The organism is Exiguobacterium sp. RIT341, assembly GCF_000632205.1.
Taxonomy (GTDB): Bacteria; Bacillota; Bacilli; order Exiguobacteriales; family Exiguobacteriaceae; genus Exiguobacterium_A.
Map to the genome: position 1 here is coordinate 1,055,225 of NZ_JFYW01000001.1, position 22,378 is coordinate 1,077,602.

Below are 22,378 nucleotides of genomic sequence, written 5' to 3' on the forward strand. Positions count from 1 at the left end.
TGTAAGCGCTATATATAAGGAGATGCCCTATGAAACGTGATTTGTTTTTTACATTGAATACGTTAGCTGCCCAGCGTGGCGGTTTATCGAAAGCCGTTATTAAACGAGCGAATGCGATCATCGCGGCTGATCCGGAGCGAAATGTCACACTCGTGACGTTAGGGATTCAACCGAACCTCGAAGCGATTCGCGAAGAGATGGTCGAGGCGTGTTTGCTTGATCCTCGCATCCAGGTCGTCAACGTCATCAATTATTTAGCACGTCGACAGGCAGACAAACGGTCCGTCGTTTCTTCGAAAGCCGAATTGATTCCGCGTTGGGAAAAACGGTATACGTTGTTCCTCGATGCGAGCCGTGCCGAAAAAGATTCGTATCGATTGTTCGACAATGGTACATATGTTCAGTACGCCCGGTTTGACACCAACGATCAGCTCAGCTTCATCGATTATTTTTCAGAGAATCGACATCGTCTGCGACGTGAGGAATACCTGGATAACGGGCAGTTAGTGCAAACGATTCAGTATTCGTTTACATCGAACAAGCCGGTCTCCCGCTCCTTCTTCCACAGTGACGGGTCGTGTTATTTGACGATTTGGCATAAAATCAACTCGGCGGATTGGAGCCATCTGTTTTATTTCGAAGCCGGTCAGGAAAAACAGTTCAATGATCCAGCGACCTTTAATACGTTTATTTTGAACAAGCTGTTAGGTCAGCATGACGCGGTCTTGATCTCATCAGAATACCGGGATCGTCTTGCCAACCTACCGAAAAAGAATTTGGATGTGGTCATACTAGACATCAAACATCCGAATATTAAAAAGATTGCCTTCGGGCATAGCAATCACTTCGTGTCGCCCTTCAATGAGACAGCAGCCGTCAGTGGTGTCTGGGATACATTATTCGGTCGCATCGACGAGTGGGATCGAGTCATCACGGCAACACCTCGTCAACAAGCGCATATGACCAACCAGTTCGGTCATCCGGAAACGTTCCATGCGATCCCACACGGTGTTGGTCCGGTGCCGGAAGCGGATTACACGTCACTTCCTGAACCTGATCCGAATCGGTTCATTGTCGTCTCGCGCATTCAAATTAAAAAGGATGTCGCTGCGAGTGTCCGTGTCATGCGGAAGATCGTCGACCACCACCCCAATGCCTTCCTTGATTTCTATGGCTTCGGTTACAACGATCAGCTCGAAAAGGATCTCCATGCTTTGATCAAGGAATTGTCATTAACGAAGCACATCCGTTTCAAAGGGTTCGTTACGAACATTCAGGACGCTTATCATGGTGCTGTCGCAACGATCTTTACGTCGCAATCCGAAGGGTTCGGGATGGCAATCCTTGAGAGCATGGGTCACGGTGTTCCGGTCATTGCCTACGATGTTTGTTACGGTCCCCGTGAAATCATTGAGCATGGAACGACTGGATTTATCATTCCACCTGGTGACTCGTCAGCCTTTGCTGACGCAGCGATTCGCTTGATGGAGCAACCGTCCCTAAGACGTCAAATGGGCGAAGCCGCCTTGCATTCGGTTGAGCGTTTTTCGGATGATCTTTTCACGAAAAATTGGCTGATGCTTTTGAATCAGCTCGACGAATAGTTAGTCGACCTCCTCCCCCTGTGAGGAGGTTTTTTTGTCTATCCACCAAAGTCCGCATTGTTTTTCAAATTTTAGGATGTTTTAGCTATTGATTATGATAGAATGCTAAGGGAAGATAACGCTTTCATATAACATCTTTTAGTAGGAGGTTCCTTGATTCCATGCTTTTTAAATCTGCTCTCCGGGTGCTCCAATTTGGACATTCCGTACTTCCGAAAAAACAAAAAAAGCTTAAACGATCGGCATTAAAAGAATCGTTACAGATTCAATCTTCGCCGACAGACTATACGCTATCCGGTCAATTGAATGATCCGTTGCTGACGATCACGTCGTTACGTATCCGCGATCGATCGCAAGAGACGGTCCTTGAAGTGCCGAACCAACTGGACGATCATCGCTTCACCTTTCAGCTGTCGCATTCAATCGTGTCTCAATTGAGTCAACATGTTGCTCAGATGCAAGAAGAGGCGGACGTTCCGACGGTCGAAGAGGACGGTCTCGCTGAGATCGAGTCCGTCGAAGCCGATCAAGATACGCTCTATCCGATTGGTCGTTTTTCACTCTGGCTAACGTTCACAAAAAAAGTCGAGCATCTCACACCGGAACAATTACAAAAATGGGAATCCGACGGGTTACCGAGCCATGCTACGCTCGACGCGACCGTCTTCACCCGCGAAATTCTGTTGGGGCGCTTTCTTGATACACAGATTCCTGCGCCTCTCGCGCCGTTGATGGATGAGACGTTCAACGAATTCGTCCAGTTGTATACGGATTTAAAAGGCAATCTGCGTCTATTGCTGAATAAAGAACCGCAGATGAAGCCGAAGATTCAAATCGATGCGGTCCATAATGAGACGAAGGCGACGACAGTCATCAGCGGAAAAGCCTTTACGCGTCATGCGTTCATCAAGACGGGACGGTTGCTCCTTGTTCACCGAGAGAGTGGCGATCAAGTCCCTATCCCAATCGATTGGTTGTACCAAAACGAGGTAAGTGCGAAAAAATTCGGATTGTATCGCTATCATTACACGGCGAAGATTCACTGGTCGCACCTCTATCAAGCAGCCCAATTGCAAGAAGGGGTTTATGATGCTTTCATCACGCTCGATTTCTATCACCGATCGGAACCGAAATTACACCGTCTCGGTCGTGCCCGTTATATCACGCGTCAGCTGACACCGGAAGCGTTAGGGAAAGATGAGACGTCGACGATGCATATCATTCCGTACTACACGGTCGGTCACCGGAATCTATCATTTGAGATGACCGAGTTCACGAATGAAAATTACGCCTATCTGAATCATCTGATGACGTTCGCCCCGCTCTACCGGCTGTTTGCCGAGAAGAACACATGGCTCGTCGGAGAACGTCCATATAAAGCGCAGGACAATGGTTACCACTTCTTCAAATACATGCGCGAGACCTATCCGGAGCGACCGGTCTATTACGTCATCGATCCGGCGTCGAACGAATATGCGCAAGTCGCTCCGCTCGGAAACGTCTTGCCGATCAAATCGAAGGAACACATCTATCACTCTTTGATGGCAAAGAAGGTCATCGGGACACACCACGCGGAATACTTGTATCCGCTTCGCTCAGAGCCGTTCAAACGCAAGATGCGTGCAGATCGTGTCTTCATCCAACACGGGGTTCTCGGAACGAAGAACATGAACAATCAATACGGGAAATTTGCTGCTGCCTTCGACACGGATTTGTTCCTTGTCAGCTCGGAGCGGGAAAAGCGACTCGTCACACAAGATATGGGATACGCTGAGCGCGAGGTCAAAATTACTGGCTTGTCTCGCTTTGATGCACTCTTGAAAAATGACGTCCCGGTCAAACGTCAGATGCTCGTCATTCCGACGTGGCGGTCGTGGTTACAGACGCCACTCCAGTTCTTCGAATCAGAATACTATCAGCAGTACCAAGCGTTCCTATCGAGTGATCGTTTGCATGCGTACGCGAAACAGCATCGTCTCGAGATCGTTCTTTGCCTGCATCCAAACATGCAGCAATATTCGAGTCACTTCGAGAACTTACCGATCACGGTCATCCACCAAGGCGAACGTGACGTCCAAGGGTTGTTAAAAGAGAGCCTGTTGCTCGTCACTGACTACTCGAGTGTTGCCTTTGACTTCAGTTTCTTAAAGCGACCGGTCCATTACCTGCAATTCGACCCGAAACGCTTCATCGGTCCTCTCGGTTCGTATCTCGATCTAGAAAACGAATTACCGGGTCGGATTTCAAAAACAATCGATGACTTGTTCGAGGATCTCGACGCGACGGCACGCCGTAATTTTGAGATGGCGGACGAATACAAACGACGCGCTGACGTCTTCTTGACGAAAACGGATACGACTTACTCTGATCAGGTCTATCAAACAATCGCTAATTATACGAAACAGACGAGTCTTTTAGAGAAGATTCAGACGAACGAGGCGGCGAACATCCTCTTTAAGGTCTATCGTCGTAGCCGGTTCTACTTCCCGACGATGAAGGCAGGATATCGACTCATGCAACGCGTCTTGCCGGTCGACCCGAAACTCGTTGTCTTCGAGAGTGGGCTCGGTAAACATTACGCGGACAGTCCGCGTTACATTTATGAGGAACTGAAGCAACAAGCACTCGGCTACAAAGTCGTCTGGATCTATAACAAGAAGCTTTATCTCGGAGATCCGAACGCAAAAGTCGTCAAACGTTTATCTCCTGCCTACTTCTATTACATGGCGACGGCGAAGTTTTGGGTCAACAATCAGAACTTCCCGCACTACATGACGCGGCGAAAAGAGACGACCTACATTCAGACATGGCACGGCACACCTTTGAAGAAGATGTTGTTTGACTTAGACGAGATCCATGGACGGGACGAAGGCTATGTCGAGCGTGTAACGAACGCGATCCAGCAATGGAGCGTCCTCTTGTCTCCGAGTCCCTATGCGACGAACATCTTTAGAAGTGCGTTCCAGTATGGGGGACCGGTCGTCGAATCTGGTTATCCGCGAAACGATCTCTTCTTTACGGCGAATAATGCGGCGACAATCGAACGGATCCGGACGCAGCTTCAACTGCCGGAAGACAAGAAAGTCATCTTGTATGCACCGACTTTCCGTGACCATCATTCGCTCGGTAAAGGGAAGTTCTACTTCGACTATCCGTTTGATTTCGACCGGGTCGCGGAAGCGTTAGGCGATGAGTATGTCTTCTTGATTCGGACGCATGTGCTCGTCACGAAAAAGCCGAAGATTCCAGCGCAGCACCGGGAACAATTCATCGACGTGACGGCCTATCCGGATATTCAGGAACTGTACTTGATCACCGATCTACTGATCACGGACTATTCTTCTGTTTTCTTCGACTTCGCGAACATGAATCGTCCGATGATGTTCTATGCGTATGACCTTGATCTCTACCGCGATACGCTGCGCGGGTTCTACCTGGATTACTACAATGACCTTCCGGGACCGATCTTAGAAACGGAAGAAGCATTGCTTCACGCCTTATCGGACATTCCGCGTCTGACGAAAATGTATCAAGCGCAACTTGATGCATTCCGTGCGACGTACGGTCCGATGGAGGATGGGTTTGCCGCTTCTCGTGTCGTCGATGCGTACTTCAAAACGGATCAAACGATGCGCACTCAAACCCTTGAATTACTTGAACAACCAGACGGCAGTTACTCTGTTTGAGCGATGATACGAAAAAACGGCTTGCACCCTTTTCTGGATGCAAGCCGTTTTACATATTTTATTCGTCCGTTGCTAATTTTTCTGCGAGGACCTCGTTGAGCTTTTTCTTGAACATCGGAGCAAAACTTTCCGCATACGTATTCGTCATATGGCTGTTATCGCGATAGATGACGACATTGCCGATAACGGGACGATACTCGCCTTTAACGTGGAAGTAACGCGTCAAATCCAGCTTATGGAGCGACTGGTTCGTTTTTTCGAATTGTTTCCAATACGCCTCATCCGTTTGATTCGGTTGCGCGTTCATCTGTTTCGTCGTGTCAGCGATGCTTGTCGTCTCCAGTGCCTCGAGTACATTAAAATCGTACCGTGGATTGTCTCGAAGCGCCAATCCATCAATGCCATACTCGTCCTTGACGAACTGCATCTGGTCGACCATTTGTTGATGGATGCTGTCTTTTGAAGCATCCGCTGCCGTCACGTGTGAGATGATCAAATCAACATCGGCATCTTTCAAATAGTTCAAGACATTCTGATTCCAGATTCCTTTTAGCGAGTCCGGTTCATAGCCGGTTGAAAAACGTGTTCCTGACCGCGTCAGGTTGAGTAAACGGATGTCCGTCCCTTTGATTGCTTCATGTAAGGCACCGAACCATTGCTCCGAGTGCGAGCTACCGACGAGTGCGATCGTTGCTTTATAATCCTTCGTCTTCCCGTATTCGCCGACTTTTGCTTCCGTCTTTTGCAGCCCTTGGTTGCTACCATCCGTATGGACGAGGGGTAAGTCATTGAAGACGTTCGCATATGACGGGAATGGGTCTTGCTTCGGTACAGACAGTGCCTGTTCAATTGCTAAGGCACCCGGATATTTATTCTTACTGACGGCTTGTTTCAGCTCTTGTTCTTCCATATAAGCGAATCCGAGTAATGATCCGATTAACAAGACGTTGACCGTCAACAGCGCACCTAATTTCTTGAACGCTGTCCGATTGACGGTCGAAGTCCGGATTGGTTTTTCAATCCATTCCGTCATCAGATACGATAAGCCGATCGATGCGACGATGATCAGTGTGCCAACAAGAACACCAGGTGTTTGTTGGACGTTGTAGCGATAGAACTCAAGCAGTACCCAGTGCCAGAGATAAATCCCGAAGGCAATCCCCCCAAGTTTGACCATTGGTTTAGATCCGAGGAACCGTTTTAATCCGAACCGTGTCTCTTGCGTCCCTGATAACACGATCATCAAGGCGCATGTCATCGGCCAGAGTGCGATGTAACCAGGGAACATTTGCGAGACATTGAACAGGACGCCGGTCGTCAGCAAACCGATCAGACCAATCCAGCCGATAATCGTTGCCACCCATTTCGGGATACGGATTGCCGATAAGTTCACGCATAACAAGCTACCTAAAGCAAATTCCCAAACCCGTGTCGGCGTAATGAAATACGCCCATGGCTGATTGACTTCAGTCAGATAGATCGAGTACGCAAGTGACGTGACGAACAAGAATCCAAGCAGACCATTGAGGACGGCTTTAATTGACCGAATCTGATATTTGTTCATCATCCATAAGATGAACGAAAACAAGACGAACCAAATCATATAAAATTGCCATTGGATCGATAGTGCCCAAAAATGTTCGACGGGTGACTTCATTTGCGTCGCGTCCAAATAATCAGTACTTGAGACGGCGAGTTGCCAGTTTTGATAAAAGAACATCGAGGCGACGACTTCACGAATCGTTTTACCGAGAATCGATGCTGGTAATAAAAACGTACTTAATACCAAGACGACTCCTAAGATGAATAAAACCGATGGCAACAGTCGTTTCAGTAACTTTGTCACATATGGCAGGAACTTGAACTCTCCTGTCCGGTTGATCGTCGAGATGATTGATGTCGTGATTAAAAAACCCGAGATGACGAAGAAGACATCGACACCACCTGAGACACGATTGAACCAAATGTGATAAATTGCGACGAGTAAGGCAGCTACCGTGCGTAGCCCTTCGATTTCCGGGCGAAACCGGCTTTCAATATCAATCCGTTTCTGCCCAGACTGACCAGATGCTTTCCATTCTTGCATGCTTCTATGTCCCTCCATCTACTTCTACACCTACGAATCCTGACGATTGCAGCGCATTTCTTGTACAGTTCGGTATGTACTCACCATTTCGAGAAAACGTTTCCATTCACTATGATAGAACATATTTCAAAAAATACAATGCCAATGAACTATATTGCCGTAAGAAACTTGGAAAATATGTAAAAGAAGTGCATCGGGTACAAATTACATTAGAAATTGATGCAAGTAGTCGTCAAAAATCCGTCGCATGACTTTCGGTGTGTTCTCGATATAGATTCGCATCTGTTCGACGTTTGCTTCGACAGCATCCTCGTTCTTCTCTTCGGTCGGAAAATCGGAGATGCCTTTGATGATGATACATTCGACAGCATTTTTCTGACAGATGTACGCGACAGCCCCCGCCTCCGTATCGGCAATCGTCAGACCGTTATCTCGCAGTTCGATATAGTCTCGCCACATGACGACAGCGCGATCAGCCGTTCCGATCGTTCCGAGATGAAAGTCGTTGCCATATTTTGAGACGTCGAGATTGACGATGAATGACGGTTTAATGAGTGGTTCAATCTCTTTGACCGTACAATCATATTGAACAGCGCGATCTGGCACGATGATATCGAGTATGTCGTACCTCGGGTCAATCCCGGCACACGTTCCGGCAACGATGACCTTCGTCAAGGAAAAGCGGAGGATCATATATTGATTCGCTCCGATGCCATTTACTTTTCGAACGCCCGTGCTGTAAAACAAGAGCGTTTCCCCATTCATCTCGCGCGTAAAGTATTCACCATACGGATAGACGATTCTTTCTTCAGGCGAGACATGAAAATATGCAATCGTCGCGTCGAACTCCCATGTGGTGGCGATGCTGATTCCAATCATCCTTCCTTACTCCTTTCGAGCATCCGCTAAAGACCGCTCTTTTTTTCATCTAATCGAATTGATGATGTGTACGATAAGTTATATTCCTTGTGTTTAAAAGAAAATTCGCTTAAATTAGTACCTAGTACTAAAACCAAGTATAACATTTTTTTACAGGGAGGAACCATTTATGACTGCATATCATGCTCGAGTAACAGCAATCGGCTCTTACGTTCCAAATCAAATCATGACGAACCATGATTTAGAGAAACTAGTAGAAACAAATGATGAATGGATAGTGCAACGAACAGGCATCAAAGAACGAAGAATCGCGGGTCAGACTGAATCGACAAGTGATCTTGCCTATCAAGCAGCCATGAATTTAAAACAGCGTTACAATACAGAATTTCAAGATGTTGATATGATCATCATCTGTACGATGACACCCGATTTTAAGACACCAAGTACTGCATCATTGGTACAAGCAAAACTCGGTATCAATCATGCGGGTGTAATTGATTTGAACGCCGCATGTGCAGGATTTACATACGGATTACACCTGGCGAACGGGTTAATTTCATCTGGTCTTCATAAAAAAATTCTCGTCATCGGAGCAGAAACACTCTCTAACATCACTGACTATGCCGATCGAAACACATGCATTTTATTTGGAGATGGTAGTGGAGCGGTTCTTGTGGAACGCGATGAAGTCCAGTCTGACTTTATTTCATTCTACTTGAACTCGGAAGGGGAAAAAGGAGCCAGTCTCTATTGCTCGAACTTGTCAAATCACTTGTTCGAAGATCCTATCATTCCCACTAATAAACTCATCCAAAATGGACGCGAAGTTTACAAGTGGGCGGTCAGCACGGTTCCTCGTGGAATGAAACAAGTAGTGGAACAGGCATCGATGACTTTGGATCAAATCGATTGGTTCATTCCGCACAGTACAAACCTACGCATGATTCAATCGATTTGCGAAAAAAGCAATGTTCCTTTTGATAAAGCGCTTTACAGTCTCATCCATTTCGGAAATACCTCCGCTGCCTCCATTCCCTTATCTTTAGATATAGGTGTTACCGAAGGGAAAATCAAAACGGGTGACTTGCTTCTACTATATGGATTTGGTGGCGGTTTGACACAAGCTGGATTACTAATGAAATGGAGTCTGTGATTCATACAAGGAGGAAGTACAGATGCATCGTACTTCCTCCTTGTTTTTAATTCTGATGACGGACAAGCGTGGTAATATCCAGCCATTCATATGCTTCATCTTTAACCGTGACATTCCCAAAACGACTCTGGCGATGATCTATGTATTTACCTCCGAGTCGTTTGTAAAAGGCTCGTCCCGGCTCATTCTTTTTCATCACCCAAACCAGCATCGAGAAGACATCTGCTTTCAGGAAATGAGCAGCGATAGTCGCCATCAATTTTTTGCCGATCCCTAAACCGTGCGCTTCAGGTAATATATAGAGGGCAGATAACTCGCCTATCCGTACTCCATCATTAGCATGAATCTGAGCTGCTGCGAATCCCACTGTGATTCCCTGTTCGTTCAATACCACATATAGGAACGTATCTTGTGAGGAATCGTTCAAAAACTGTGTCCATTTTTGTTCAGCTCGTTGAACCGAGAGTTGTTTCAAATATACATCGGGTACTAAACCGGCGTATGTCGTCCTCCACGTATCAACGTAAATTTTTGCTATTACCTTCATGTCTTTGGACGTGGCTAAACGTATATTCAAGAATTTCATCCCCCTAGCATCGGTAGCTCATAGTACTACCATTATTTTCTCATTCACCTACCTTAGTCCCAAACCCGTACACGCTCAATGTCTGCTGTTCTCAAATAATCGAGTAGCTGTCCTGTATGCACTGCTTCATGATAAGCAATTCGTAACAGCATATCACCAAGCGAACGGACATAACCTGATTCGGAACGATCAATCTGGACCGTCGCTAAATCTGATTCCGGTAGTCGCCCGACATATGTCATGAATTCCTCCCGATAGACCTCCGCAAAGTCTAGCTCCTCTTGCACTGATACGAAGTCACGCCCTTCAAACGGAGACTCATACGACGATAGACTGCCTTCATTTTGTAAGGCTAAGTAATAATAATACTCGCTATCTAACACATGACGAATCATTTCGAAACACGTCATGGCGTTCTCATCCGGTTTCCAGTTCAGCTTATCTTCAGGAATCGAACACCAGACTTTGATGCTTCTTCTTCTCACTTCATTTAAATTCCATACCATCCAATCTTTTGCGTTCATGATGTATCCTTCCTTTCGATGACGAATAAGTGTTCTCCTATCTCTATTTTGACAAAGCGATTTGAAAGTCCTTTTAAAAATAAAAATAGGAAGCATCCGCAGATGTTTCCTGTTGTAGTCAATCGCTCACTTATTTTCTTCCTCAGACAATGCATCAATCTCTTTTTGTCTTAAAATTTCCGCAATCTGATGGTGGCCATTATCAAGTGCTGCACCACGTGCTGTCCGCCCGTCTTCATTTCGATGTAGTGGATCGGCTCCATAAGAGAGAAGTAAACGGACAATCCGTTCATAACCGTAAGCACTCGCTAAAGCAAGGACTGCCGTATCACCATCTGCGACGTTTTCCGCCTCGATATCGGCTCCCGCCTTTAGGAGTACTTTGACCGCTTTCGGATGATTATTCCCAACTGCCAGATACAGCGGTGTGAATCCGTCTAATCCGATAACATCAACCTCTGCTCCCGCTTCAAGTAACAGTTTGACTTTTTTAGCCTTGCCTTCTTGCGCTGCGTAATGTAGCGGCGTCACCCCAGCTCCATCATCGGTCCGTTGATGTAACAACTCCACATTCTGCGCTAGTTTCCGTAAGACTTTTTTATTGCCGGATCGCCCCGCTACTAAGTGAAGCGCTGAGAAGCCGTACTCATTTAAATCAAGATGGGCTCCGCGCTTAATCAACAGCAACGCAATGTCCGTCTTTTGATCATACAGAGCAATATGCAGCGGTGACATCCCGTCTTGATTTGGAAGATTCACATCCGCTCCATGATCGAGCAACAATTCGACGATCCGCAAGTATCCTTCCTGAATCGCCCAATGAAGTGCCGTAAACCCTTCTTCATCCAGTTCGTTCAGATCGTCACCACGTTCGATACACCGCATTACTTGTTTTCGTTTGCCTAAAAAAGCAGCATCTTGGATGGATCGTTTCGTCATGTCCGTTCGCCCCTTACCTGTTCCGTCGTTGTCCTCCTCATTTTACAACAACAACCTGATGTAATGCGCGAAAACCATCCTGAAGTATTCATTAAAGAACCACCCTGAAGTTTTTCAGAGTGGTTCACCTTTTTAGATGTCTAATGATTTAATGAAAGCTTTCAGTTCATCTTTCATCTCTGCATCTTTCAACGCATATTCGATCGTCGTCTTGACAAAGCCGAGTTTCTCCCCGACGTCATAGCGGTTGCCTTCGAAATCATACGCAAAGACTTGGCTATCCGCATTCAAGCGTTCAATCGCATCCGTCAATTGAATTTCGCCGCCTGCCCCTTCTCCTTGATTCGCAAGGTAATCAAAGATATCCGGTGTCAGCACATAACGTCCCATGATCGCAAGATTTGACGGTGCTGTCCCGTGTGCCGGCTTTTCGACGAATTGTTTTACATCATACAGTCGTCCGTCTTGTGAGACCGGATCAATGATGCCATAACGATGCGTATCTTCCGGACGGACTTCTTGTACACCGATGACCGATTTTTCCGTCTGTTCGTAGACATCCATCAATTGTTTGATTGCCGGATTGTCTGACTCGACGATATCGTCCCCGAGTAAGACTGCAAACGGTTCATTCCCGATGAATTGTTTTGCCGTCAGAATGGCATGTCCGAGACCTTTTTGCTCTTTTTGTCGGACATAGAAAATGTTCGCAAGGTTCGTTGAGAATTGAACTTTCTCGAGCAATTCCGTTTTACCGGAATTTTCGAGCGTAATTTCGAGTTCTTTTTGGTTATCGAAATGATCTTCGATGGCTCGTTTATGTTTCCCCGTGACGATGATGATATCTTCGATGCCGGCTTTTGCGGCTTCTTCGACGATATACTGGATCGTTGGTTTATCAAGTATCGGTAACATTTCTTTTGGCATTGCTTTTGTCGCAGGCAAGAAACGTGTTCCGAGTCCTGCTGCTGGAATAATGGCTTTTGTGATCTTTTTCATATCGTTCATCCTCTTCATCGTTCAAGTAGTAGATTTAGTTGTTCAATTCTTCTAGTAATCGTCCATAGTTCTTTACAGCCGTCTCAAGGTACAGGGATGGCTTCGTCTCGACCCGCTCGAGTGGTTGTTCGACGAGTTGTACCATCGCTTGTGCGAAGGCTTCCATGTCATTGGCTGGAACGAGATATCCGTTTTCGCCATGGGCAATGATTTCGCGTGGTCCGTATTTCACATCATAGGAGATGACCGGACAGCCGACATTGATACTTTCCATGACCGTCAGCCCGAATCCTTCAAATTCACTCGTTAACAACGAGGCTTTCGATTCACGGAAAACTTCTGCCGGATTCGACGTAAAACCGTGGATTTCGATATCGTCCTGTAAACCGAGCTCCTCAATCAAGCGTTCCATCATCGCGAGTTGCCCTTGTTCATCCATGCCGTAAAGGACGAGTTTCGTCGTGTGACCTGACTGTTTGAAAAGTGCATAACTCTTGATTAAATGATCCATCTGTTTTTGCAAACCGAATCGACCGATGAAACAGAATTGATCTTTGACCTGGTCGCGTCGTTGCGCTTGTTCTGGAACGATGAAGTGCGGAATGATTGAGATTTTCTCTTCCGGGATATTATACCGTTCTAAGATGTCTTCTTTTTGATGATTCGTCAGGCTGATGAAACGTGTCACTTTATCGGACTCTGAGAACATCGTCGCGTACGATCCTTTGACGTTTGATCCGTCTAGATGCGAGTTATGGATGACCATGACCCGTTTGACGGCTGCTTTGATGTTGAGAATCGAGCGATCGAGTAAACGAGCATCGACGAACAAAACATCGCCATCTTTAAACAGACGGTTGAAGTAGTATTCAAACAAATCCTTTTCTTTTTTGAACGCTTTGTACATTCTGCCGTTTCGATATAATTGAATCAAGACGAGTTTCGGACGTGCCATTTCATTGTAGAACTTCTTACAATAGACAGCACCTTCTGAATCATACAACTCCTCCATCATTTTCCCGTGGTGGACGGGTGAGTAGATCGTCTTGCGGTGCAATTGACCGTAGACGTTGTATTCCCAGCGCTCGACCTTTTTAGGAGATGCTTTCGTCATGAAATCTTCGAATTCGACGACTTGCGTCTCCGGATAGAATTTACGATAGAGGACGTATTCATCCTCTTCATCATAATAGCGAACGGCATCACTGCCTTTTTTCTCAACGCTTTTCAATCCTTCGATTTCACGCGCCGATTCTTTGACGATCGGCTTGTTCCGAAAACGGGTTGTCGGAATGCTCAACAGTTTATAATCGGATAACCAATCATAAATGTTTTCGAACTGGACCATTGGACCGACTTTTTCTTCAGCTCGGAACTGTTCGTACACTTCCATATAGTTGGCATTGTAGTTCGTCGTGACGATCGTCGAACCAACACTCAGTTCTTTTTCCATGAGTGCAATCCGACTCAACAGTGATTTCGTTCTACCACCGTGTTTCGGTGGTAATGTCGATGTAACAGTATACAGCATCTGTAATTACTCTCCTCTACCCTTTAAGATCGATCTCTCTTTTTTTGTGTGAGGTCAACCTATATATGTTACCAAATCTACTATTTCCTAAACGTGTCTTGTTCAGACAGTTAAAACCAATACAATTTCTATTTATCCCCTTTTTTACGAACAAAGTCAATTATTTTTGCATAATATCCAATCATTGTCATGGTTCTGCAACTAGTAGTTCGTAAAGCTGAACGAGCGGTCGATTCTACCCAACAAGTTTAAGAAGATAAACGACACTTCACTGATTTCCATTCAAACTACATCTTTGCAGAAATCGGAAGATATTGTATGGTGAAGGATGTAACAGAGATACCATATGATTCAGAGTGAGAAAGGAAGCCATGCATCAATGAAAATCACCTGTCGTGACCATACGTTTTTGATCGAGAATCTCCCGCAACAAACCCTATATTTAGCTATTAACGAACAACATATACCTGTACAACAAACAGAAACAGGTTTTTCGCTATCGGTCGATGCGTTACTCAGTATCTTCCGAAAAAAGAATCATCCTATTAAATTCGTCGATGAACTTGGAACACCAGTCTCATTCAAACATCTTTCCGAACCCCTTGACATCGCACCGAACAGTTACATCAAACAAGGGAAACATTCCTATTTCATTTTCATCGATTAAGACGATGAGCTCAGTCTGATCTACAACAAAAAACCGTCCATCATGAATTTTTACGACCGAGATGTCCAGTTTGAGGGCATGACGCGTCAAGACGACGTGCTTCTGTTGAAGTTTTCGTTTCACTCGAAGTATGTCGCAGTCGCGCAACCGAGTTGTTTCGTTAAATTCAGACATCAGGAACAAAAAATCGCTCTCCCGATCGAACGCTTCACCGTCACACCAGTCGACGCCTGTCGCTTCAGAACCGAAGTCGAAGCCGTGATCGATAAATAACTCGTTGAGCAGTTGCTCGGTGACCGGTATACATACGATGCCTTTAACGCGAACATCTATGATCTTTTATTTGGCTTTTCGATTCGTGAGATGCCGATATCTGGATTCATACCTCGGATTCGTCACTTTAAAAATCATCCAGAACTCTTGAATGACGAGCACTGGTTGCCGTTAAATGAGCAATACGATGTGTTGGTTCGTCCCTATTCAACCGTGTCGGAACGCCTTGCAATGCGTCTAATCCCGGTGCCAGTCGAGACTGTCGAATATTACGCAGATCCCCGACCGTTACTTGGACTGGATCCCACTAAGAAGACGATCGTCTGTTATGAATACCCGGATAAAGCACAAGATAATGGGATGATTTTCTTCAAGTACCTTGTTGACCAGCACCGGAAACATTTCAACATCTACTACATCATCAGTCGATCGAGTCCGGACCTCAAAAATCTTGCCGGATATGAGAATCATATCGTGTTCTATAAATCTCCGGAGAATATCGAGGTCGTTCAGGCTGCGGACGTTTTATGTCATACGCATTCATCGAGTTATGCCCTTCCCTTCTCGACGTATCGGACAGAACAGTTCATTCAGGAAAAACACAAAATCTTCCTGCAACACGGTGTGACAGGTTCGAAAGACGTGAGTAGTATTTATGGTAAAAAATTACCCCATCCCTTTACGAACTTATTCGTTGTGTCTTCGGAAAGAGAAAAAAACCTGATTGAACGCGACTACGGATTTGATGCGGATGAAATCGTCGTAACAGGGATGGCCCGATTTGATCAATTGATCACCGAACGGTCACGTTGGCTCAAGCGGTATAAGAATCGGAAGAAGATTTTAATCATGCCGACATGGCGACCGAAACTTGATACATATCCGGACGAGCAGTTCATGGAAAGTGACTATTATCAGGAGTTTCAAGCGTTAATCACGGACGAACGGTTGAAAAACTTAGTGATGGACAACAAGTATGAAGTCTCGTTCTACCTCCATCGTAATTTCCAAAAATTCAGCCACTTGTTCCATTCGGATTTCGTCGATGTCGTCGGTCAGGATGTGTTCACAGTCAAGGAGCTACTCGAGAATCATCATGTGTTGATCACAGATTATTCGAGTGTCGGTCTCGATTTCTCCTTGATGCACAAAAAGGTACTCTACTATCGCCCACCTGTCTTGATCGGTGAAGATAACGCTGGTGAATCGACAGACTTATTACCAGGAGACATCATCGAATCCAGAGAAGCCTTGATGGAGTCGTTACGCGAATTGAAGATGCCGAAACGCTTTAAGCGCAATCTCAGTCACATCTATGCTTTTGATGATACAAAGGCGAGTAAGCGGATTTTTGAAGCGATGCAACATCATTTTCATCTATAACAGACAAGGAGCAACGAGACGGTATACCGTTTCATTGCTCCTTTTTCATCGACAAAATTCCAACGAGATCCCGTCCGCAATCTGTGAGGACTGCTTTAACAGCTCCCGCTTGACTGGATCAATCCAGTAATACTGAACACGTTCACCAAACGCAACGTGAACGCAAAGTGTCTCTACGTGTTCGCCTGACTCGGTCATCAATAGATCGTACCGCAGAGGTTGCACCTGAACCGGCACCTCACGTCCGGAAACGGCACTGAAGCCGCTAAACGAGAGCGTCGAATCAACAGCCAGTGGTAATACTCGCAACAACAATTCGATTGAAAACAGATCAACACTTTTCGTACGGATGGACAAGACAGATTGCTCATTTCCTCGCGTGATCACGACTTCATCTCCCCCATACGATGCATACACGGTTTGGACACCATCTTGGTACTCGACGAATTCGAGTGGTGCGTAGTCTTCAGCGTCAATCATCAGACGAATCGTTCGATTGCCAATTTTTTCTGACACTAATTCTTGCTCCCGTACTAAAATGGACTGATGTGCTGTTTTTTCTAACCGAATCGTTTCGTAGGTCTGTCCGATCTGAACCGATTCTCCTTGCTCTATCCAGTAGACCTGTTTTTCGTCTCGTCCCTCGATAAGGGGATAGGTCGTCCTTTTCCATTTCATATCTCGTTCTCCCTTCTTAAGAATCCGATGGAAGACAGCTGATGAACTGCTGCTTCTCGGACTTGCTCCAGCGTTTGCGCTGTCGTATCAATCGGATAGACCAGAAACTGTTTATACCATTTCTCTTCAAGTGCCCAGAGCGGTTGATGTTGTTCAAAGGATTGGCGAGTTCTTGTTTGATTGGCTAAAGACTAGAACGCGTTCCGGTACGAATAAAAAATCTTGAATGAAAGGCTCATTCAAGATTTTTTATTCGTACCAATTGCTTCAGACGGAAACGTGATGCGCTATTGCTTGCTTTTTTTTGACATACTCGATCAAAATTGGTTGTTCCGGTGGATTAAGGTTTTCTGGTAACTGATCCATAGCGAAAAAGCGTAACTCCACGACTTCTAGTGGATCCCGAACGATTTCGCCCGTAAAGGCGGTACAAAGGAACGCCGAAATGACATTATAGACCTCATCTCCGTGCGGATACTTGTAGTAAAAAGCGTCACCAGAATAGACGTTTAACAATTCGAGGTGCTCTGCTTCAAGACCGGTCTCTTCTTTTAATTCTCGTTTGGCTGTTTCTACGAGCGTCTCACCGATCTCAAGCGCTCCACCAGCGAGTCCCCAGCAACCGTTATCTTGCCGAAGTTGTAATAAGACTTCTTGTTTATCGTTGACGACGATGACACACGCCCCTGCCAAGACGAGCGGTCGTGTGCCGACGAGTTTGCGTAATTCTGAGATGTATCCCATGTCATTCAGTCCTTTTCCATTTAAATCACTTTCGTTCGGACGCGCATCCGTTTGAGTCCCGTCAATAGGAGACATAACAAGATGATGCCCGAAACGAACAGTACGTACGTATGAATCGTAAAGAGGGAACGGAAATCGATTACGGCAACATTCTGCTGCACCTCAATCCAACTACTTAGTATGATTCCACTGATTGCAAATAAAATGAGTACGCCGACCTGTCGACGTGTCAACGTAACATACGTCAAAACGCGCATGCCTTCACGGATCACGAACGGTAGGAGAACGAGGAGTGCTGCGACCGGTAAGATGACCGGGTCACCGCCTTGCTGAATCGGCATTGAGCGGGTCAAATAGCCAAACAAGAAAAAGAATCCACACACGAACAACAATAATCCGAACGCAATACTCGCATTCACCGCTTTGTTCATCTTACTTCCCTCACTTTTTAGAATAATGAATTTATGAAGAAACGGCACTTTGATGCCATACGCCCGCTGCATCAAGCCGGACCCGATGTCTGCCGTCGAGTTCCATCTCGATCGGACTGACCTTCGCCGTCTTCGGTGAGAACAACCATGTCCGTCCTTCCGGGACGAGCAAGATATGCGTTCCATCCGCGACCGGTCCGAGGAAGTTGAGTGACGCGCCGTTGAGCGGACGTTCCCGTCGCTCGAGAACGCCGATTTCTGCTAACTGCTCACCCACTTCAAGCACGTCTTTCACCGTCAGACTCATCTCGCCGATTCCGAGGATGTCGGATACATCAAACGTCAGTTCCGCTTTAGACGGATTGATTTGATGCCGCGCGATCAGTTCCAAGACGTTCTCATCCGGGTCATAAAAGTAACAGGAATGCGAATCCGTGAAGTCAAAATAAATCCCATCCTGTCCGTCTTCGATCAAGAGTGGTGTCCGTTCTACGAGCCACGCTTTTCCTTGTTGGAAGACGTTTTCCGGAATGTTGAACGCCATATGGTATTGCGTATCAACATCATCCGTCTGTCGATATGTCAGCTGATCCGTACCGATTTGCATCGTAAACGAATCGTTCGTTTCCGAGACGAACGGGAATCCGATCTGATTTATGTAAGAATCTTTCATTGCTTGTAGATGACGTGTCACAAGAATGGTTTTTAAAATGTTCAAGCTGATGACCTTCCTTTAATTGCAGTAAAATTTATCAAAAAGCGATATGCTTTATTTTACCACTAATGGTAAAATCATTACGAATGTAAAGTCTGATTTTTCAGATATATTTATGCCTGAGAGGATGTTTTGATGAAATTATTAATCGCTCAACCAAAACGCGAGACCGGACTCGAGCAATTCGAACGTGAAATCGCCGCTTATCCTGAAGTCGATCTGATTGTCTACCCGGAAGGCTATTGTACGGTCTCAGAACTCGAACGCGTGCAACATCTTGCCAAGCAGTTCGAAACAGCAATCGTCCTTGGTTACAAAGATGAAGCGAATCTCGATCGCGCTGTCATCATCGATGCGACCGGGACGATTCTGCTTGATCGCGCAAAAACACCAGAAGCTGGACCGCTTTATACGCCTTCAACAGCAAACGACGGGTTATTCCGCTATGGATACGTCCTCTGCCGCGAAATCTTCTTAGGAAAAGATGGACTACGCGAGGAATCCGGACTTGATCTCATCTTCAATCCGATTGGCGTCGGCATGTTCAGCGAGGAACAGTACGTTGAGTGGTCCGGTGAAGCACGTAGTATCAGTCAGGCGCAACAAGCGCTCATAATCGGAACGAGTCATGCCGATGGTTCGTACCGCAACTGTGGCTTTTCGATTCCGATTGCCTTCATCTATGACGAGACCGGTGAACCGTTGCTGTTGTCTCATAACGATACGCGGACACGTCTGTTTGATACGGTCACGCGTCACATCGAAGTCGTCGGTACCCCCTCTTTATCGTAAATGAACACACGCTTCTTCCGGTCAGAAGAAGCGTGCCATTCCTTCAGGAGGTACTCATATGTCTCAAACAGGTCGTGCATCATTCTTTTGGAAACGATACTTCTATGTCTTCTTTCCTTTGTTCATCTTCGGAGTCAGTCACGAATCGTACCTGGTCGATAATCCGTTAGCTAACCTTGAGGACATCGGTGAGTTCGTCTTCTTCTTTTGCCTTTATCTGTTTAACTTTGCCGTCCTTGCCGCTCTATTAACGAATCTGTGGTGGTTCTTCCTTCCGACAAAACCCGCTCATTCCGAAACTGATTTTTGATAAGAAACGAGTGTCGCCCGTTCGTTGAGCGGTTGACTGACACCGGTCAATCGATAGCCCATCTTCTCAAAGAAATAACAATTGCACGTCTCTTCGCGAATCGTTCGCTGTTCCCATGCCGCAGCAGTCGGCGGTCCTTCGTAGAATACAAATTCTGCTTCCGTGCGTTGCTCAACCGATCGTGCGAAGACCTGGTCTCGTTTCCATCTGTTTCGGATACGGTCCTCCCGTTGTTGTACGGTTTCTGCTTGGTTTTGTGACGTCATCCCTTGTTCGCTCCTTTAATCGGTAACTAAGAGAATACAAAAAAGTCCGCCCCCTTTGACAGGGACGGACTTCACCGCGATACCACCCATATTCCGTCGAGAATGCTTGTTCTCGACAGCACTTAGTTGCACACTATCATGTGCATTCCATGTAACGGTGGACACCCGGTCACACTTACTGAATGGTTCAGCGTGACTTCTCAGAGAGGATCTTCATGATTGATCTGGCTACCGGTTCTCAGCAATCCCGGTTTTCTGTAAGGCAGAGGAACAATCATTACTCTTTCTCGTCAACGAAATGATATGCTCTTGTTGTGGAGAATCTTACCATATGCCTTAAACACTGCACAATATTTTTTACATTTTCTTGCAAAGGAGTTTTTTGAATGTTACATACTTTCCCAACGCTTAAAACGAACCGTCTCGCCTTACGCGAAGTATTACCCACAGATGCTACGAGTGTCCTCGCTTATTTATCAGACGAACACGTCGTCAAACAGATGGGACTCGCTCCGTTTCAATCGGAAGCTGACGCCCTCGAAGAGATTGATTGGTACGCTTCGATTCGTCGTGAGGGTACGGGCATCCGTTTTGGGATCGCTTTATCAGAAGACGATGTCATCATCGGTAGTTGCGGTTTCTTGAATCAATCGGAACGCCATCAGCGGGCTGAAATCGGGTTTGAGCTGAACCCTGCCTATCAGGGACAAGGCATCGCGAAGGAAGCAGCGCTTGCGGTGATCGAATATGGTTTTAAGGAACTTTCGCTCAACCGAATCGAAGCACTCGTGTTACCCGAGAATACCGCTTCGCAACGATTACTTGAACGGCTCGGATTCCAGCGTGAAGGGTTGCTTCGTCAATATGAGAAAACGCGTAGTCAGTTCGATGATTTGTATATGTACTCGATATTGCGAAGTGATTGGTTTCAAATTTAATCTATAAAAACATTCCCTTCATTTCAAAATGATTGAAATCTAAAAAGATGATATTGGAATATACTGTTAGGTGTAAGAAATCATTTTTGTCATTTAAGGGGGAACCATCTTGAAGAAATGGATCGCAGCAGGTCTTGTATCATCATTAGCATTCGGTGTCATGCAGACATCAATCGTTGAAGCAAGTTCAAGTTCAAAAGAAGTGGCTAAACTGAAAAAGGAAAAAGCAGCACTCCAAAAACAACTAGCCGACGAAAAGAAAAAAACAAAGAAGTCGGAAAACGCCTATAAGACGTTACAAGGACAGCACACGAGCCTTTCAAAGTCTTATAAATCACTTGATACTAAGTACAAGAATCTTCAAATCGAGAACGAAGGGAACAAAAAGAAGATCAAAGAGCTTTCGACTGGGTATCGCCTTCTCGCATCTTCAAAATCACTTGTCACAGACGGAGCAGTCGTAACTGGTAAGTACAAAAATACAGAAAGTTTGTTGATGCTTGGTAAAACGCCATACGTACCATTACAATTGTTAGCAGACCTTTCAGGATTACCTCTAATCGAGACTTCTACCGCTTATGAAGTCGGAACACCACTTTCAGGTACATCACTTTCATCGATTCATAACGGTGCTTCATCATTTGATTGGATTGAAAATAATCAATCCATTTTAGTAAATGGTAAACTAAATAATCAAAACGTGATCTTATCAGGGTTCTTCAATGATGAATTTGCTACATTTAGTTTGAATCGTAAATATAAAAAGTTAACTGGACAATTATCACTTTTAACAGAAGAATCCTTAACAAAAAGTTCTAGCCACTTAAGTCATGCTTATCCAGATGACAAAATGACACTTGTATTCTCCGACAATAACGGAAAAGAACTTGGTCGCTATGATGTTGTATATGGCGATGACCCAATCGACTTTGATGTTGATGTGACGGGTGTGACAAATCTTCGTGTAACTGCAGAAGGAAACAATACAGTTACTACATTGATTTCACCAGTACTGACAAAATAATAAAAAAAATACCTAGAAGAGATTATTAGTCATCTCATCTAGGTATTTTTTTCATCATTTATGCAATCCTTTGATCCGTTTGTGGGTATCAGTTATTTCTTCTTTAAACAGATAGACATGAGGATTGCCCGCAAAAAAACAAGATAAATTCATAATAAGCAACATCTAGT

Annotated in this window: 22 protein-coding genes and 1 other annotated feature; of the genes, 10 read left to right on the plus strand and 12 right to left on the minus strand. The window is 45.5% G+C overall.

All coding sequences use genetic code 11. The annotated features are described in order from the left end of the window. The first annotated feature begins 29 nt into the window (after positions 1–29). Together BW42_RS05560 and BW42_RS05565 are read left to right on the plus strand one after the other, a co-directional pair. Positions 30–1,604, plus strand: coding sequence for a glycosyltransferase (locus BW42_RS05560; protein ID WP_035408342.1), 1,575 nt, complete (start codon positions 30–32; stop codon positions 1,602–1,604). Positions 1,605–1,765: 161 nt separating this feature from the next. Continuing rightward, positions 1,766–5,290, plus strand: coding sequence for a CDP-glycerol glycerophosphotransferase family protein (locus BW42_RS05565; protein ID WP_035408343.1), 3,525 nt, complete (start codon positions 1,766–1,768; stop codon positions 5,288–5,290). Between the two features lie 58 nt (positions 5,291–5,348). Here BW42_RS05565 and BW42_RS05570 read toward each other — a convergent pair whose 3' ends face one another. Further along, positions 5,349–7,376 (minus strand): acyltransferase family protein, encoded by a 2,028-nt coding sequence (locus tag BW42_RS05570; RefSeq protein WP_052019044.1) that lies wholly within the window; start codon positions 7,374–7,376, stop codon positions 5,349–5,351. Between the two features lie 204 nt (positions 7,377–7,580). After that, a complete protein-coding gene (locus BW42_RS05575; RefSeq protein WP_035408345.1) occupies positions 7,581–8,255 on the minus strand; it encodes a permease in 675 nt (224 codons plus the stop codon). Positions 8,256–8,424: 169 nt separating this feature from the next. Here BW42_RS05575 and BW42_RS05580 point away from each other — a divergent pair, with 169 nt between their 5' ends. After that, entirely contained in the window at positions 8,425–9,408 is a 984-nt protein-coding gene (locus tag BW42_RS05580) for a ketoacyl-ACP synthase III (protein ID WP_035408347.1), read from the plus strand. A 46-nt stretch (positions 9,409–9,454) separates the two neighbouring features. On the opposite strand, the gene BW42_RS05585 is transcribed toward BW42_RS05580, so the two are convergent. The 5 genes from BW42_RS05585 to BW42_RS05605 all read right to left on the minus strand — a co-directional run bounded on the left by BW42_RS05585 (position 9,455) and on the right by BW42_RS05605 (position 13,987). Then, on the minus strand, positions 9,455–9,985 hold the full coding sequence (locus BW42_RS05585) for a GNAT family N-acetyltransferase (RefSeq protein WP_081780403.1): 531 nt from the start codon (positions 9,983–9,985) through the stop codon (positions 9,455–9,457). Between the two features lie 62 nt (positions 9,986–10,047). Next, complete coding sequence (locus BW42_RS05590) at positions 10,048–10,518, minus strand: DinB family protein (RefSeq protein WP_035408351.1); 471 nt, start codon at positions 10,516–10,518, stop codon at positions 10,048–10,050. Between the two features lie 126 nt (positions 10,519–10,644). Continuing rightward, positions 10,645–11,457 carry an ankyrin repeat domain-containing protein gene (locus tag BW42_RS05595; RefSeq protein ID WP_035408352.1) on the minus strand — a complete coding sequence of 271 codons (813 nt, stop codon included), beginning with the start codon at positions 11,455–11,457 and terminating at the stop codon, positions 10,645–10,647. A gap of 132 nt (positions 11,458–11,589) precedes the next feature. Beyond that, positions 11,590–12,456, minus strand: coding sequence for a UTP--glucose-1-phosphate uridylyltransferase GalU (galU, locus tag BW42_RS05600; protein WP_035408354.1), 867 nt, complete (start codon positions 12,454–12,456; stop codon positions 11,590–11,592). A gap of 34 nt (positions 12,457–12,490) precedes the next feature. Continuing rightward, positions 12,491–13,987 (minus strand): glycosyltransferase, encoded by a 1,497-nt coding sequence (locus BW42_RS05605; RefSeq protein ID WP_035408356.1) that lies wholly within the window; start codon positions 13,985–13,987, stop codon positions 12,491–12,493. Between the two features lie 379 nt (positions 13,988–14,366). Between BW42_RS05605 and BW42_RS05610 the strand changes: the two genes are divergently transcribed. The 3 genes from BW42_RS05610 to BW42_RS05620 are packed head-to-tail and all read left to right on the plus strand — an operon-like array spanning position 14,367 to position 16,310. Beyond that, on the plus strand, positions 14,367–14,654 hold the full coding sequence (locus BW42_RS05610) for a hypothetical protein (protein ID WP_035408358.1): 288 nt from the start codon (positions 14,367–14,369) through the stop codon (positions 14,652–14,654). A gap of 42 nt (positions 14,655–14,696) precedes the next feature. Next, positions 14,697–14,927: a hypothetical protein gene (locus tag BW42_RS05615; protein ID WP_035408360.1), complete on the plus strand. Its 231-nt coding sequence runs from the start codon at positions 14,697–14,699 to the stop codon at positions 14,925–14,927. 12 nt (positions 14,928–14,939) lie between these two features. Further along, on the plus strand, positions 14,940–16,310 hold the full coding sequence (locus BW42_RS05620; protein ID WP_035408361.1) for a CDP-glycerol glycerophosphotransferase family protein: 1,371 nt from the start codon (positions 14,940–14,942) through the stop codon (positions 16,308–16,310). A gap of 45 nt (positions 16,311–16,355) precedes the next feature. On the opposite strand, the gene BW42_RS05625 is transcribed toward BW42_RS05620, so the two are convergent. The 4 genes from BW42_RS05625 to BW42_RS05640 form a co-directional block, all read right to left on the minus strand. Next, positions 16,356–16,988, minus strand: coding sequence for a hypothetical protein (locus BW42_RS05625; protein ID WP_035408363.1), 633 nt, complete (start codon positions 16,986–16,988; stop codon positions 16,356–16,358). 267 nt (positions 16,989–17,255) lie between these two features. Beyond that, positions 17,256–17,732 (minus strand): NUDIX hydrolase, encoded by a 477-nt coding sequence (locus BW42_RS05630; protein WP_035408365.1) that lies wholly within the window; start codon positions 17,730–17,732, stop codon positions 17,256–17,258. Between the two features lie 20 nt (positions 17,733–17,752). Continuing rightward, on the minus strand, positions 17,753–18,163 hold the full coding sequence (locus BW42_RS05635) for a hypothetical protein (RefSeq protein WP_035408367.1): 411 nt from the start codon (positions 18,161–18,163) through the stop codon (positions 17,753–17,755). A gap of 31 nt (positions 18,164–18,194) precedes the next feature. Further along, complete coding sequence (locus BW42_RS05640) at positions 18,195–18,881, minus strand: glyoxalase (RefSeq protein WP_231496864.1); 687 nt, start codon at positions 18,879–18,881, stop codon at positions 18,195–18,197. Positions 18,882–19,013: 132 nt separating this feature from the next. Here BW42_RS05640 and BW42_RS05645 point away from each other — a divergent pair, with 132 nt between their 5' ends. Further along, complete coding sequence (locus BW42_RS05645; RefSeq protein ID WP_035408369.1) at positions 19,014–19,670, plus strand: hypothetical protein; 657 nt, start codon at positions 19,014–19,016, stop codon at positions 19,668–19,670. 58 nt (positions 19,671–19,728) lie between these two features. Beyond that, a complete protein-coding gene (locus BW42_RS05650; protein ID WP_052019045.1) occupies positions 19,729–19,980 on the plus strand; it encodes a hypothetical protein in 252 nt (83 codons plus the stop codon). On the opposite strand, the gene BW42_RS16000 is transcribed toward BW42_RS05650, so the two are convergent. Further along, positions 19,959–20,246 carry a hypothetical protein gene (locus BW42_RS16000; RefSeq protein WP_052019046.1) on the minus strand — a complete coding sequence of 96 codons (288 nt, stop codon included), beginning with the start codon at positions 20,244–20,246 and terminating at the stop codon, positions 19,959–19,961. The two genes, BW42_RS05650 and BW42_RS16000, sit on opposite strands and share 22 nt — an antisense overlap. 57 nt (positions 20,247–20,303) lie before the next feature. Further along, positions 20,304–20,549 (minus strand) — a binding site (T-box leader). Between the two features lie 83 nt (positions 20,550–20,632). On the opposite strand from BW42_RS16000, the gene BW42_RS05660 reads away from it, so the two are divergent. Further along, a complete protein-coding gene (locus BW42_RS05660) occupies positions 20,633–21,184 on the plus strand; it encodes a GNAT family N-acetyltransferase (protein ID WP_035408371.1) in 552 nt (183 codons plus the stop codon). Positions 21,185–21,293: 109 nt separating this feature from the next. Beyond that, positions 21,294–22,208: a hypothetical protein gene (locus BW42_RS05665; protein WP_035408373.1), complete on the plus strand. Its 915-nt coding sequence runs from the start codon at positions 21,294–21,296 to the stop codon at positions 22,206–22,208. The last annotated feature ends 170 nt before the right edge of the window (positions 22,209–22,378 follow it).